Consider the following 14,080-nt stretch of genomic DNA (forward strand, 5'->3'; position numbering starts at 1 on the left):
GGGACCCTCCGGATGGAGGGTCCCACGTCCGGTTCAGCCGAATTATCAGGCAGGCCAGTCCATGAGGGTGGAGCGGATCAGGAACCGTTTGCCCTCCGGCGCTTCCACGGAGAAGCCGCTTCCGCGTCCCGGCACCACGTCCACTGTCAGGTGGGTGTGGCTCCAGTAGCTGAATTGTTCCCGGGACATCCAGAATTCCAGGGGCCGCGGTTCCAGTCCGTCGGAGAGGTCGAAGAGGCCCAGCAGGACGTCTGCTTCCGCGGTGATGAAGTCGCCCGCCGGATAGCACATGGGCGAGGACCCGTCACAGCAGCCGCCGGACTGGTGGAACATGAGCGGCCCGTGCTGCAGCCACAGCTTCCGCAGCAGCTGCACGGCGGCCGGGGTGAGCGCCACCCGGGAGAAATCTTCCCCGGGCAGCGTCACCGCGGACTTCAGCGTGTCCTGCATCAGAACCTCAGGACCACGCGGCCGTCGATCTTGGCGTGCTTCATCTCGTCCAGCACCGCGTTGATTTCCGAGAGCTCCCGGACTGAGACGGTGGGGTGGATCTTGCCCTGCGCGTAGAAGTCCAGCGCTTCCTCCATGTCCTGCCGGGTTCCCACGATTGAACCGCGGACCGTCAGGCCCTTGAGCACAATCTCGAAGATCGGTGCGGGAAAGTCGCCGGGCGGCAGCCCGTTGAACACGATCGTCCCGCCACGGCGTGCCATGCCGATGGCCTGGCCGAAAGCTGACGGGTGCACGGCCGTGACCAGGACGCCATGGCAACCTCCTGTTTCGCGCTGGATGACTTCCACCGGGTCCTCGTGCAGGGCGTTGACCGTCAGTTCGGCGCCGTGGGCCTTCGCCAGGGCGAGCTTGTCGTCGGCGATGTCCACGGCAGCCACCCGGAGGCCCATGGCCACCGCGTACTGGACGGCGATGTGGCCCAGGCCGCCGATGCCGGAGATGGTGACCCACTGGCCTGGCTTGGCCTCGGTCATCTTCAGGCCCTTGTAGACGGTGACGCCGGCGCACAGCACCGGCGCCACCTCGACGGGGTCGGATCCCGCCGGTATGCGGGCGGCGAACCGCGAGTCCACCAGCATGTACTCGCCGAACGAGCCGTCCACGCTGTAGCCGGCATTCTTCTGCGCTTCGCAGAGGGTTTCCCAGCCGGTGCGGCAGTACTGGCAGTCGCCGCAGGCGGACCAGAGCCAGGCGTTGCCCACCAGGTCACCGACGGCCAGGTCGGTGACGCCCTCGCCGAGGGCCACCACTTCCCCCACGCCCTCGTGGCCGGGGATGAAGGGCGGCGAGGGCTTGACGGGCCAGTCGCCTTCTGCGGCGTGGAGGTCGGTGTGGCAGACGCCGGTGGTCAGGACCTTGACCAGCGCCTGTCCCGGACCCGGTGTGGGAATCTCGAGGTCCTGGACCTGGAGGTCCTTGCCGAATTCGGTTACTACTGCTGCTTGCATTCTCGTCGTCATTGGCGAAATCCTTGCGTCGTTGTAGCTGGGTGTGGGCGGGGGTGCAGCGGCGGTTCCTAGAAGAAGCCGAGCTTGTTTTCGTTGTAGCTGACCAGCAGGTTCTTGGTCTGCTGGTAGTGGTCCAGCATCATGGCGTGGTTCTCACGTCCGATGCCTGAGGACTTGTAGCCGCCGAACGCGGCCCCGGCCGGGTAGGCGTGGTAGTTGTTCACCCAGACACGGCCGGCCTGGATTTCCCGGCCCGCCCGGTACGCGACGTTGCCGTTGCGCGACCAGACGCCGGCGCCGAGGCCGTACAGGGTGTCGTTGGCGAGGCCCATGGCCTCGTTGTAGTCGCTGAACTTCGTCACGGCGACCACCGGGCCGAAGATCTCCTCCTGGAAGATCCGCATCTTGTTGTGGCCCTCGAAGACCGTGGGCTGGACGTAGAAACCGCCGGCGAGGTCGCCGGGCAGTTCGGCGCGGGCGCCGCCGGTCAGGACCTTGGCGCCTTCCTGCTTTCCGATGTCGATGTAGGACAGGATCTTCTCGAGCTGGTCGTTGGAGGCCTGGGCGCCCACCTGGGTCTCGGTGTCCAGCGGGTTGCCCTGCACCATCTTCTCCACCCGGGCAACGGCGTCGGCCATGAAGGACTCGTAGATGTCTTCCTGGACGAGGGCGCGGGACGGGCAGGTGCACACCTCGCCCTGGTTGAAGGCGAACAGCGCGAAGCCTTCCTGTGCCTTGTCGTAGAAGGCGTCGTTTTCCTGGGCGACGTCGTTGAAGAAGATGTTGGGACTCTTGCCGCCGAGCTCGAGGGTGACGGGGATGAGGTTCTGGCTGGCGTACTGGCTGATCAGCCGGCCCGTGGTGGTCTCGCCCGTGAAGGCGATCTTGCGGATGCGGGGGCTGGACGCGAGCGGCTTTCCGGCCTCGACGCCGAAGCCGTTGACCACGTTCAGGACGCCGGCGGGGAGCAGGTCGCCGATGAGCTCCATCAGGACCAGGATGGACGACGGCGTCTGCTCGGCGGGCTTGAGCACCACGGCGTTGCCTGCGGCGAGCGCGGGAGCGAGCTTCCAGACGGCCATCAGGATGGGGAAGTTCCAGGGGATGATCTGGCCGACGACGCCGAGCGGCTCGTGGTAGTGGTAGGCCGTGGTGTCCTCGTCGAGCTGCGAGAGCCGGCCCTCCTGGGCGCGGACGGCAGAGGCGAAGTAGCGGAAGTGGTCCGCGGCCAGGGGCATGTCGGCGTTGAGGGTTTCGCGGATGGGCTTGCCGTTGTCCCAGGACTCGGCGACGGCCAGCATTTCCAGGTTCTCGTCGATCCGGTCAGCGATCTTGTTCAGGATCGCGGCGCGCTCGGCCACGGAGGTCTTGCCCCAAGACGGTGCAACCTTGTGCGCGGCGTCGAGTGCCAGTTCAATGTCCTCCGCTGTTCCGCGGGCCACCTCGCAGAAGACCTTGCCCGTGACGGGGGTGACGTTTTCGAAGTACTGGCCCTTGACGGGGGCCACCCACTCGCCGCCGATCCAGTTCTCGTAGCGGTCCTTGAAGGTGACCTTCGAACCCTCGGTACCGGGCTGGGCGTAAACAGTCATTGCTAGCTCCTTTGCTGTGCATGGGGCGGAGGCCGGGTCATGGCCTCCGCCGTTGCACTCAGCGTAGGAGGGCAAAGGTTGCAGCCAGGTTGCACGGGAGTGGCCCAGCTCACAGAAAGGTTGCCGGATGGAACGACGGCGGCAGGCGCCTAGGCGCTGAGCTCGGCTTCCAGCCGCTCCAGGTCTGCGACGACGGCGGCACGCTTGGGCGAGCGGGCAGGCAGCAGTTTCAGGGCGGCACGGCGGACCCCGACGTCGTCCCTCGCCTCCGGCAGCTCCGCGTACCGGAGCAGCGTTTCGGCGCTGCCGTCGGTGAGGACGGCTTCGCGCATCAGGGACGAGACCCTGTCCCGAAGGTCGATGATGCCGGGCGCCTCGGACTTGGGCAGGACGGCGCCGCGATAGATCTCGAGCGCGATCCGGTGGGCGCCGCGCTGCAGGCAGTTCAGGACCTGTCCGCTGTCCGGAACAAGGTCCATGCTGAGCTTGTAAGGCCTGGACTCCGGCACGGCGGCCGGGTTGAGCTGCTGCAGGACCTTGCGCAGCCTGACCATTTCGGCACGCAGGGTCATGGTGGAGCCGTCGCCCGGGTACAGGAGGACGCTGAGTTCCTCGGCGCTCAGTCCGTCAGGATGCCAGCTCAGCAGGGCGAGGATTTCGCTGTGCCGGGCGGACAGCACCACGGTTTTGCCTTCGATGCTGAGCAGGGCCTGGTCCCGGCCCAGCAGCTGGAGGCTGTTGCGGTACAGGCTGCCTTCCTTCGCCCCTGCCCCCGGTAACCGGGAAGCGCTGCCCTGGCTCCGCCGTCGTGCGGGCCTGCTGGCCAGCGACGCCGCCAGCTGCAGCCGTTCAACGCGCAGCTGCGCCTGCGCGGCGGCCACGGTCGCCTCGACGAGCGACAACGTGTGGGGTGCCACCGCCGTGGCCGTGCCGGTAATGTCCACGACGCCCAGGACGGCACCGGAATCCGGATCGTGGAAAGGAACAGCGGTGCAGCTCCACGGGTGGACCGTCCGCTGGTAGTGCTCGGCACCGGAGATCTGGATGCCCCGGCCCAGGGCCAGGGCGGTTCCGGGCGCGCTGGTGCCAACTGTGGCTTCGGACCAGTCGGCGCCCGGGACGAACATCATGCCTTCAGCCCGCCGCTGCAGAGCGGGGTCCCCGTCAACCCACAGCAGCCTGCCCACTTCGTCGCCCACCGCCACCAGCAGGCCGCTGTCATGGCTGGGCTGCACCAGGAGTTTGTTGATCACCGGCATGATGGCGGCAAGGGGGTGCTGCCTGCGGTAGTCGTCCAGTTCGTCCAGGTCCATGGCCAGCGGGGCCGCCGGATTGTCCGGGTTCGCTTTGAAGCCTGCCGACCGCTGCCAGGATTCGCGGATCAGTGCACGCAGGCCGGGCAGCTCAGGCGCATCGGCGAACGTGCCGCCGTCGAGCTGCTCGTGCGCGGCCAGGGCGCGGAGCTGCAGCGACTCGCCGGCGCCGGGCTGGGTGAGGTTCGTCATCGAACTCCTGGTTGCTGCAATCCGTCTGCAGGGGACATGGCCGCACGCTGCCGGCCAAGGGGTGGTGGCCATTGTAGCGCGGCCCTCCTCCCCCACCTAGCCTCCCAGCCGGGGTCGCGGGGTGGGTCAGCCGCGGGAGATGCGGATCATCTCCTCGCGCGGCACCACCTTGATGCGTTCGCGGTCCACGTGGTCCAGGCCTTCCGGACCGGTCCAGGCCGCACCGAGCTGTGCCTCGTGGGCGTCCAGCCTGTTCCAGCCCTCCCACGTGGTGTATTCGATGCCGCGCTCTTCCAGCAGGTCGATGATGGCCTGGGGGTCGGGGTTCTGGGCCGGCGGCAGGGTTAGCCGGTCCTCGAGCAGGAAGCCGATGGTCTCCAGGGCGTCGCCCTTGGTGTGGCCGATCAGGCCCACCGGTCCCCGCTTGATCCAGCCGGTGGCGTAGATGCCGGGAACCGGGTTGCCTTCGGCGTCCAGGACGCGGCCGCCTTCGTTGGGGATGACGCCCCGCTTGGCGTCGTACTCGAGTTCGTCCAGGGCGGAGCCGTGGTAGCCGATGGCCCGGTAGACCGCCTGGACGGGGTATTCGATGTACTCCCCTGTGCCTTTCACGTTGCCGGTGCCGTCCAGCTGCATGCGCTCGAACTTGATGCCGCCCACCTTGCCCGTGCCGCTGTCCCCGCCTTCGGCAAGTACCTCCACGGGGCTGTGCAGGAAGTGCAGGTGCAGCCGCCGGGAGGACGGATTCTCGGACTCGGCGTGTTCCTCCACCAGCCAGTTGGTGAGGGTGTTCACCATGGTCTTGATCTGGTTGTTGCTGCGGATGGCTTCATCGGAGGCTTCATCGAATTCGAAGTCTTCGGGGTAGAGCACAATGTCCACGTCGTTCATGTGGCTCAGTTCGCGCAGCTCCAGCGGCGTGAACTTCACCTGGGCAGGGCCGCGGCGGCCAAACACATGCACGTCCGTGACCGGGGAAGCCTTCAGGCCGGCGTACACGTTGTCCGGGATCTCGGTGCTCAGCAGCTCTTCGGGGTGCTTGACCAGCATCCGCGCCACGTCCAGGGCCACGTTGCCGTTGCCGATCACGGCGATTTCCTTGGCCTCAAGCGGCCATTCGCGCGGCACGTCCGGGTGGCCGTCGTACCAGGAGACGAAGTCCGCACCGCCGAACGAGCCCTGCAGGTCGATGCCGGGGATGTCCAGGTCCGCGTCCTTGACGGCGCCGGTGGAGAAGATCACGGCGTCGTAGAAGGCGCGGAAGTCGTGGAGGGTGAGGTCACGGCCATAGGTCACGTTGCCCAGGAACCGGATGTCGCCGCGGTCCAGGACCTTGTGCAGCGCGTTGACGATGCCCTTGATGCGGGGATGGTCCGGGGCCACGCCGTAACGGATCAGGCCATACGGCGCCGGGTAGGCCTCAAACAGGTCGATGCTGACCTCGAAGTCGCCGTCCTTGACCCCGCTGGACTTGGTCAGGATGTCCGCAGCGTAGACGCCCGCCGGTCCCGCGCCCACAATGGCGACGCGGAGGGGACGGGAAGACGTGGTTTCGCTGTGGTTGGACACCGGAAGCCCTTCTGAACTGATCATCTGATGCATGACGTCGCGCCGAACAGGTAGCGCACAGTCCCCTATTCTAGGCCTCAGCCGCTTTTCGCCAGCGGAACCACGTCGCCTTCCCGGTAAACCAGCGCCCGGAGCTCGGCCTCGGCGGAGTCGGGCCGTTTGGGGTCGATGGTTTCGCCCTCGTGGTAGTGGTCCAGCACGCGCGGGTCCACGTAGCTCTTGCGGGCGATGGACGGGGTGTTGCCCAGCACCTCGGACGCGTCAACCATGGCCCGGCTGATGGCACGCTTGCGCTTGGCGGCCGTCCGCTGCGGGCCGGTCCGTGCCAGGCTGGCGGCGGCAGCCGCGGTCCCGCGCAGGGTCCGGAAGTCCTTGGCGGTGAAGTCCGAGCCGGTCCGCTCCTTCACGTAGGCGTTGATGTCCGCGCTGGTGACAGGACGCCAGCGCCGGCCCTCCTTGTACGCCAGGAGCCTGGCGTTTCCGCCGCGGCGCTTGAGCAGGCGCAGCAGGGCGGCGAGGTCGGCGTCGCGGATTTCAGATTCCCAGTCCTTGCCGCTCTTGGCCGGGAAACTCAGGTGGACCCGGTCCTTGCGCACCTGGACATGGGCACACAGCAGGGTGGCCAGCCCGTGGCTGCCGTTCTCGTTCGTGTACCGTTCGGACCCCACCCGCAGGGACCCGCTGTCCAGCATCCTGAAAGCGCCGGCGAGGACACGCTCGCGCGGGAACCCTTCCCCGCGCAGGTCCATGGTGACCCGGCGCCGGGCAGCAGGCAGCGATTCGGCCAGCTGCAGGGCGCGGTCGAACTTGACCCGGTCCTTCCGTTCCCGCCATTCCGGATGGTAGATGTACTGGCGCCGGCCCACGGCATCCAGCCCGGTGGCCTGTATGTGCCCGTTCTCAAACGGGGCAATCCAGACGTCGGTCCAGGCCGGCGGGATACCAATGCTCTCCAGCCGGTCCCGGACGGGGCCGGGCGGCAGCGTTGAACCATCGAGGTCCCGGTAGCTGAAGCCCTTGCCGGCGGCGACACGGCGGTAGCCCCGGCCTGAGGCGTTGCTGCGACGGAGCCTCACAGGGCCGTGCCCGGCCGCTTCGCGAATGTCATGAAAGCAAGCCTACTGACTATTTCCCGGATTGCATGTCCTGCCTGCTGGAATACCTGCCACTGAGGTGGTGTTATGGGTTTCGTGCCCTCTCCCGACGGATCGTCCTCCCTCAGCGCCCCGGCTCCCGCGGCTGCCGCCGGTTCCTCCCCCGGCCCTTCTTCCCCGGCAGCGGGGCCCAAGGCAGTGGACAAGGAGACGACGGCGGGAGTCCTCTTCGGCATCGCCGCCTACGGGCTGTGGGGGCTGCTCCCGCTGTACTTCTTTGTGCTCATGCCGGCCGGCGCCGTCGAAATCGTGGCCAACCGGGTGGTGTGGTCGCTGCTGTTCTGCGCACTCCTCATCACGGTCACCCGTGCCTGGTCCGCCCTGGCCCAGGCCCTCCGGAACCGCGCTGTGTTCGGATCCCTGGCCCTGGCCGCCCTCCTGATCGCCGTCAACTGGCTTACCTACACCTATGGAGTCACCACAGGACAGGCCGTTGAGGCGTCCCTCGGGTACTTTATTAACCCGCTGGTGTCCGTGCTGCTCGGCGTGTTTGTCCTGAAGGAAAAGCTGCGGCCGCTGCAGTGGGCCGCCGTCGGCATCGGGTTTGTGGCGGTGGGCGTCCTGACGTACTCCTACGGCAAGCTCCCCTGGATCGCGCTGACCCTGGCGTTCAGCTTTGGCCTGTACGGGTTCGTTAAGAAACGGGTGGGGCCGCGGGTGGACGCCGTCACGAGCCTCAGCGTGGAAACCATGGTGCTGGCCCCGTTCGCAGCCGCCACCATGATCTTACTGGCAGCGACGGGAACCGACACCCTCACCACGCAGGGTCCCGGCCACTTCTGGCTCCTGGTGGCGTCCGGGGTGATCACCGCGGTTCCGCTGCTGTTCTTCGGCGCTTCCGCCCGCAGGCTGCCCATGACCACCATCGGCCTCCTCCAATACTGCGCCCCCGTCCTGCAGTTCATCATTGCCCTCGTGGTGTTCAGGGAAGCGATGACCGTGGACCGCTGGATCGGGTTCGGCGTGGTGTGGCTGGCCCTGGCCGTCCTGACCGTGGACATGCTGGGGACGGCGCGGAGGAACTCGGTGGCCCGGCGCGCAAAGCGGGGCACATGACCTCTCCTGCCGCGGGAAGCACCAGGCGTACCCGCATCCGTATCACCGTCGCCGCGCTCCTCGCGCTTGCCGTCCTGGCGGCGCTGGTGCTGATCACCACCCTTCCGCCAGGGGACCGGCCGCCCGGGCCTGCCAGCCCTGAACCTTCCCCGCCCGCCACAACGGCAACGGCCCCGGCGGCAGGGGGACCCGCGGTGGAAACGTCCAGCTTCTCGGGGTCAGGAGACGTGGCGGATGACGCGGCCATTTGGGTGGACCCCGCCAATCCGGCCAACAGCGTGGTGATCGCGGACAACAAGGCAGACACGGACGGGGGCATCGCTGTCTTTGGGATGGACGGCGAACTGATCCATTTCCGTCCGGACGGGAAGATCGGCAACGTCGACCTGAGGACAGGGTTCCCGCTGTCCGGGGAAACGGCCGTGCTGGTGGGCGGGAACAACCGGACGGACGACACCCTGGCCCTGTGGACCCTGGACACACAGACCCGGGAACTCACACCCGTAGCGGCAGGCGACATTCAGACGTTCGCACCCAACTACGGCTTCTGCATGTACCGCAGCAGCGCCAGCGGCAAGTTCTACGCCTTTGTCACCCCGAACGAGGAAGGACCCATCCAACAGTTCGAGTTGGCTGACGACGGCGAAGGCCGGGTGGAGGCGGAGCTCGTCAGGGAGCTTCCGGTCAGCAGCATCACGGAAAGCTGCGTGGCGGACGACGAGCTGGGGCACCTCTACATCGCGCAGGAAGACGTCGGCGTGTGGAAGTACAGCGCCGAACCCGACGCCGGCAAGGAACGGACCGCCGTGGACAAAACCGGTGCAGGGCGGCTCGTGGCAGACGTGGAGGGGCTGGGCATCAGCTACGGCCCCGGCGGATCAGGGCACCTTTTCGTGTCCAGCCAGGGCGACTCCACCATTGCCATCTATGAGCGGTCCGGCAGCAACGCCTTCGTCAGGAAGTTCAGTGTGGGTGGCAATGGGGATATCGACGGCGTGTCCGGAACCGACGGCCTGGACGTGACGGCACTGGACGCCGGGCCGCAGTTTGAACAGGGGCTCCTGGTGGTCCACGACGAAGAGAACAGCGGCGGGACAACGTCCAACCTGAAGTACATTCCGCTGGACTCCGTCCTTCGCTGATCCGGACCGCCCCGGCAGGCGTTCCCCGGACAACCGCTGCCCAAACAGGAAAGCCCCAGGCCCCGGAAGCATGCTCTCCGGGGCCTGGGGCTGTGTGCGCCTTTGCGGGGGCGTTGGTTAGGGGCGGGGTGTTACGCGTTGGCCCTGATGGCGGCGGCGAGGACGTCCAGGCCGTCGTTGAGCAGGTCATCGGTGATGACCAGCGGCGGCAGCAGGCGGATCACGTTGCCGTAGGTTCCGCACGTCAGGATGATGACGCCTTCCTTCAGGCAGGCAGCGGCCACGGCCTTGGTCAGTTCCGGGTTGGGTTCCTTGGAGCCTGCCTGGACCAGTTCAATGGCCAGCATGGCGCCGCGGCCGCGGATGTCACCGATCACGGCGGTCCCGGCGGCGGCGAGCTCGGACTGGAGTTCGCGGAGCCGGCCGGTGGCGAGTTCCTCGATGTGGCGGGCACGCCCGTTGAGGTTGTACTCCTCCATGGAGCCAATGGAGGCCAGCGCAGCGGCGCAGGCAACCGGGTTGCCGCCGTAGGTGCCGCCCAGGCCGCCCGGGTGGACGGCGTCCAGAAGGTCTGCCCGGCCGGTGATGGCGGACAGCGGCATGCCGCCGGCGATGCCCTTGGCCATGGTCAGGATGTCCGGAACAACGCCCTCGTGGTTGACGGCGAACCATTCACCGGTGCGGCAGAAGCCGGACTGGACCTCGTCCGCGATGAAGACGATGCCCTTGTCCTTGGCCCATGCGGCCAGTGCCGGGAGGAACCCCTCGGCGGGGACGATGAAGCCGCCCTCGCCCTGGATGGGTTCGATGATGATCGCGGCAACCTGGTCCCCGCCGATCTGCTTTTCGATCATGGTGATGGCACGCTTGGCGGCCTCGGCACCGGTGATCTCCGGGTTTTCCTCGCGGTAGGGGTAGCTCATGGGCATGCGGTAGACCTCGGGCGCGAACGGGCCGAAGTTGGTCTTGTACGGCATGGCCTTGGCGGTGAGCGCCATGGTGAGGTTGGTCCGGCCGTGGTAGGCGTGGTCGAACGCCACGACGGCGTCGCGTCCGGTGGCGAGACGGGCCACCTTGACGGCGTTCTCCACAGCCTCGGCGCCGGAGTTGAAGAGGACGGTGCGCTTCTCGTGGCTGCCCGGGGTGAGGCGGTTCAGCTGTTCGGCCACCGCCACGTAGCCCTCGTAGGGGGTCACCATGAAGCAGGTGTGGGTGAAGTGCTCCACGGCTTCCTTGACGGCCCCGACGACGGCGGGATCGGACGCGCCGACGCTCGTCACGGCGATGCCCGAGCCGAGGTCGATGAAGGAGTTGCCGTCGACGTCGTGGATGATCCCGCCGTTGGCGTCTGCAACGTAGACGGGGACGCTGGAGGCGACGCCGGCGGCGACAACTGCCTTGCGGCGTTCCGTCAGGGCCACGGACTTGGGTCCGGGGAAGTCAGCCTGGACCCGGCGCTTCTGCTCCAGGCGGAAGGTGATGTCTGATGCTGTGGTGGTCATGGAGGAGGCCTTTCTTTGAAGCCTGGGATTTGGTGCGGTCGAAATGGAAGGCGCGGTTACGCGTCGAGGGCGGACATGACGTGCTTGATGCGCGTGTAGTCCTCCACGCCGTACATGGAGAGGTCCTTGCCGTAGCCGGACTGCTTGAAACCGCCGTGGGGCATTTCGGCGGTGAGGAGGATGTGGGTGTTGATCCAGACGGCACCGAAATCGAGGTCCCGGCTGAGCCGCATGGCCGTGCCGTGGTTGCTGGTCCAGACGCTCGAGGCCAGGGCGTAGTCAACGTCGTTCGCCAGTTCAACGGCCTCCTCCTCGGTGCTGAACTTCTGCACCGTGATGACGGGTCCAAAGGTTTCCTTCTGGACAATGTCGTCGGTCTGCCTGGCGCCGGTGACGATGGTGGGTTCGAAGAAGTAGCCCTTCTCCCCCGCCCGGTGGCCGCCGGTGACAATCCTGCAGTTCTCCGGCAGGTTTTCCACCACGGAGCTGACGGCGTTGAAGTGGTTGATATTGTTGAGCGGGCCGAAGTAGTTGTCCTCGTCGTTCTGCGAGCCCGTGCGCAGGGTCCTGGTGTGCTCCACCATTGCCGCCACGACCTCGTCGTGCACGGAATCCTCCACCAGCACCCGCGTGATGGCCGTGCAGTCCTGCCCTGCGTTGAAGAACGCGAATTCGGCAATCGCCGCCGCGCTCTTCTTGATGTCGGCGTCCTTGAAGACAATGGCGGGAGCCTTGCCGCCGAGCTCGAGGTGGGCACGCTTGAGGCCTTTGGCCGCACCCGAGGCCACAGCGATGCCGGCGCGGACGGAGCCGGTGATGGACACCAGGCCGGGGACCTTGTGGTCAACCATCATTGCGCCGGTTTCGCCGGTGCCCAGCACCACGTTCAGGACGCCGGCCGGAAAGATGTCACCGGCCAGGCGGGCCAGGACCAGGGTGGATTCCGGCGTGGTGTCCGAGGGCTTGAGCACCACGGTGTTACCGGCTGCCAGTGCGGGACCGATTTTCCAGATGGCCATCAGGAACGGGTAGTTCCAGGGTGCCACCTGCGCCACGACGCCAATGGGCTCGCGGCGCACGTAGGAGGTGTGGCCTTCGAAGTATTCGCCGGCGGACTTGCCCTCGAGGATGCGGGCCGCGCCGGCAAAGAAACGGAGCTGGTCGGCACCGGCGGCCACCTCCTCCGAGGCGATCAGGGAGCGCACCTGGCCGGTGTTGCGGTGCTGGGCTTCCACGAGTTCATCGCTGTTGGCCTCGACGGCGTCAGCGAGCTTGAGGAGCATGAGCTGGCGCTGGCCCGGGGTGACGTGCTTCCAGGTTTTGAAGGCGTCCTTGGCCGCGGTCATGGCAGCGTCCACATCGGCCTGCACCGAGACGGGCGACTGCGCCACGACCTCGCCGTTCGTGGGGTTCACGATGTCCAGCAGGGCGGTGCCGGCAGGGGTGACGAACTTCCCGTTGATGAAGTTCTGCAAGGTTTGGACCACGGTGTGCAACCTCTTTCGTAGGGGCCGTCCGCGCCCGGGCGGAATTCAGGGCGGAAGGATGGAACTGCCTAGAGCCTATGCCAGCGCCCTTGCGCCGTGAATAGCCACCTGCACACCCTTCCTGAACCTTTTTAGTGCGGTTGCCCAGCGCCCCTTTATCCTTGATCCATGGCCATTTCCCTTGCCGCCCTCTTGGGTGTGAACTCCCTGAAGCTGACCAAGGCCGGGCTCGCGGAAACCACCTGGCACCAGGACATCAACTGGGTGGCCGTGACCGAACTTGAGGACCCGCACCGCTTCATCAACGGCGGCGAACTGATCCTCACCACCGGCCTGCGCCTGCGGTCCGCCCCGGAACAGCGGCGCTTTGTCCGGCAGGTGCAGCGGGCCGGCGCCGTGGGCATCGGCTTTGGCGTGGGGCTCTCGCACGAGGCAGTCCCCCCGGCCCTGCTGGCGGAAGCCAACCGCTGGGGACTGCCCGTGGTGGAGGTCCCCTATGAGACGCCCTTCATCGCCATCGGCAAACTGGTGGCCGACGCCCAGTCCGCGGACCACTACGCGAAGCTCGAACGGCTGATCGCCGGGCACCAGGTGCTGGCGCGCGCACTGCTCACCGGCGGCGGGCTCTCCGAGCTCCTCAAGCACCTGGGCGGCATGCTGCGCACCGATGTTGCCCTGACCCAGTTCACGGCCCAGCTCTACAACAGCAGCAGCGAACCTCCCTCGGCCGACACATGGTCCTCCTACCCCGTCCCCACCGGCCGGCGGGACGCCTGCACCCTGTGGGTCCGGCAGCCCTTCGAGGATTCAGGCATCATCGGCTACGCCCAGAACCTGATCAGCGTTGAACTGAACAACATGGTCAAGCAGCGCCAGGCCCAGCGGGCATTGTGCGGCCAGGTCCTCGAGGACGTCATCCACGGGGCCCTGGAAACCAGCGAGGCCCAGCGGCGCCTGGCGGGCGTGGGCGTGAACAGCACCCGCAAGAACGTGGTGCTGCTGGCCGTGTCCGCCGCGCACAACAAAGCGCTGGTGAGCACCTCCGTGCCGCGCGAACTGGAGAACGCCGTGGCCGCCGTCGTGGGCAAGGACCTGGTGCTGGTGATTAATGACGACGGCGGCGGCGCACCTGCGCTGGCCCGCAAGCTGAGTGACCACCTCGCCGAGGCGGGCCTCCACGCGACCATCGGAATCGGCGGGGCGTACACCAAACCGAACGGCCTGCGGTGGAGCTACTTCGAGGCCCGGGATGCCGCCAGCCACGGCTTGCCCGTCAACGAACCGGAGCGGCTGAGCCTCACATCGCTGCTGCTGGCCAGCGAGGACGTGCCGCTGGCGGACATGGCCAATGAGTCCCTGAACCCGCTCCGGACCTTCGATGCCACCCACGGCTCGGAGCTGATGACCACCCTGGAGAGCTACCTCAACAACAACGGCTCGGTGGCTGCGGTGGCGGAGGAACTCACGCTGCACCGGAACACGGTCCGCTACCGGCTGGCGCAGATCACCGAGCTGACCGGGTACGACCCCGCCGTCACCACGGACCGCGTCCAGCTCTGGCTGGCCCTGGCCGTGGCCCGGCTGGGCGCCCGGCAGGGCAAGTAGCCACCGGC

11 protein-coding genes are annotated in these 14,080 nt (G+C 67.2%); 3 read left to right on the forward strand and 8 right to left on the reverse strand.

The genetic code is table 11. The features are described 5' to 3' along the window. Positions 1–45: 45 nt before the first annotated feature. The 6 genes from AC4BCK_RS15055 to AC4BCK_RS15080 form a co-directional block, all read right to left on the reverse strand. Positions 46–450: a DUF779 domain-containing protein gene (locus AC4BCK_RS15055; protein WP_363937134.1), complete on the reverse strand. Its 405-nt coding sequence runs from the start codon at positions 448–450 to the stop codon at positions 46–48. Further along, positions 450–1,472 carry an alcohol dehydrogenase AdhP gene (adhP, locus tag AC4BCK_RS15060; RefSeq protein WP_174181440.1) on the reverse strand — a complete coding sequence of 341 codons (1,023 nt, stop codon included), beginning with the start codon at positions 1,470–1,472 and terminating at the stop codon, positions 450–452. The genes AC4BCK_RS15055 and adhP overlap by 1 nt, the downstream gene beginning before the upstream one ends. Positions 1,473–1,528: 56 nt before the next feature. Next, complete coding sequence (gene exaC, locus AC4BCK_RS15065) at positions 1,529–3,052, reverse strand: acetaldehyde dehydrogenase ExaC (RefSeq protein ID WP_174181438.1); 1,524 nt, start codon at positions 3,050–3,052, stop codon at positions 1,529–1,531. Positions 3,053–3,201: 149 nt separating this feature from the next. Next, positions 3,202–4,557, reverse strand: a complete 1,356-nt coding sequence (locus AC4BCK_RS15070) for a helix-turn-helix domain-containing protein (protein WP_490566072.1) — start codon at positions 4,555–4,557, stop codon at positions 3,202–3,204. A gap of 126 nt (positions 4,558–4,683) precedes the next feature. Beyond that, positions 4,684–6,150, reverse strand: coding sequence for an FAD-dependent oxidoreductase (locus AC4BCK_RS15075; protein WP_400634075.1), 1,467 nt, complete (start codon positions 6,148–6,150; stop codon positions 4,684–4,686). A gap of 53 nt (positions 6,151–6,203) precedes the next feature. Then, a complete protein-coding gene (locus AC4BCK_RS15080) occupies positions 6,204–7,202 on the reverse strand; it encodes a DNA topoisomerase IB (RefSeq protein ID WP_490566073.1) in 999 nt (332 codons plus the stop codon). Positions 7,203–7,307: 105 nt separating this feature from the next. On the opposite strand from AC4BCK_RS15080, the gene rarD reads away from it, so the two are divergent. Together rarD and AC4BCK_RS15090 are read left to right on the forward strand one after the other, a co-directional pair. Beyond that, the gene (gene rarD / locus AC4BCK_RS15085) at positions 7,308–8,336 is read left to right on the forward strand and encodes an EamA family transporter RarD (protein ID WP_400511190.1); all 1,029 of its coding nucleotides are present in this window, start codon (positions 7,308–7,310) and stop codon (positions 8,334–8,336) included. Further along, complete coding sequence (locus tag AC4BCK_RS15090) at positions 8,333–9,478, forward strand: phytase (RefSeq protein ID WP_490566074.1); 1,146 nt, start codon at positions 8,333–8,335, stop codon at positions 9,476–9,478. The genes rarD and AC4BCK_RS15090 overlap by 4 nt, the downstream gene beginning before the upstream one ends. Positions 9,479–9,609: 131 nt before the next feature. Here AC4BCK_RS15090 and gabT read toward each other — a convergent pair whose 3' ends face one another. Together gabT and AC4BCK_RS15100 are read right to left on the reverse strand one after the other, a co-directional pair. Beyond that, positions 9,610–10,980: a 4-aminobutyrate--2-oxoglutarate transaminase gene (gabT, locus tag AC4BCK_RS15095; RefSeq protein ID WP_490566075.1), complete on the reverse strand. Its 1,371-nt coding sequence runs from the start codon at positions 10,978–10,980 to the stop codon at positions 9,610–9,612. Positions 10,981–11,036: 56 nt separating this feature from the next. Then, positions 11,037–12,467: a gamma-aminobutyraldehyde dehydrogenase gene (locus AC4BCK_RS15100; RefSeq protein ID WP_400618367.1), complete on the reverse strand. Its 1,431-nt coding sequence runs from the start codon at positions 12,465–12,467 to the stop codon at positions 11,037–11,039. Between the two features lie 168 nt (positions 12,468–12,635). Here AC4BCK_RS15100 and AC4BCK_RS15105 point away from each other — a divergent pair, with 168 nt between their 5' ends. Continuing rightward, a complete protein-coding gene (locus AC4BCK_RS15105; protein ID WP_174181422.1) occupies positions 12,636–14,072 on the forward strand; it encodes a PucR family transcriptional regulator in 1,437 nt (478 codons plus the stop codon). The last annotated feature ends 8 nt before the right edge of the window (positions 14,073–14,080 follow it).

This window comes from Pseudarthrobacter sp. As-47 (assembly GCF_058215595.1).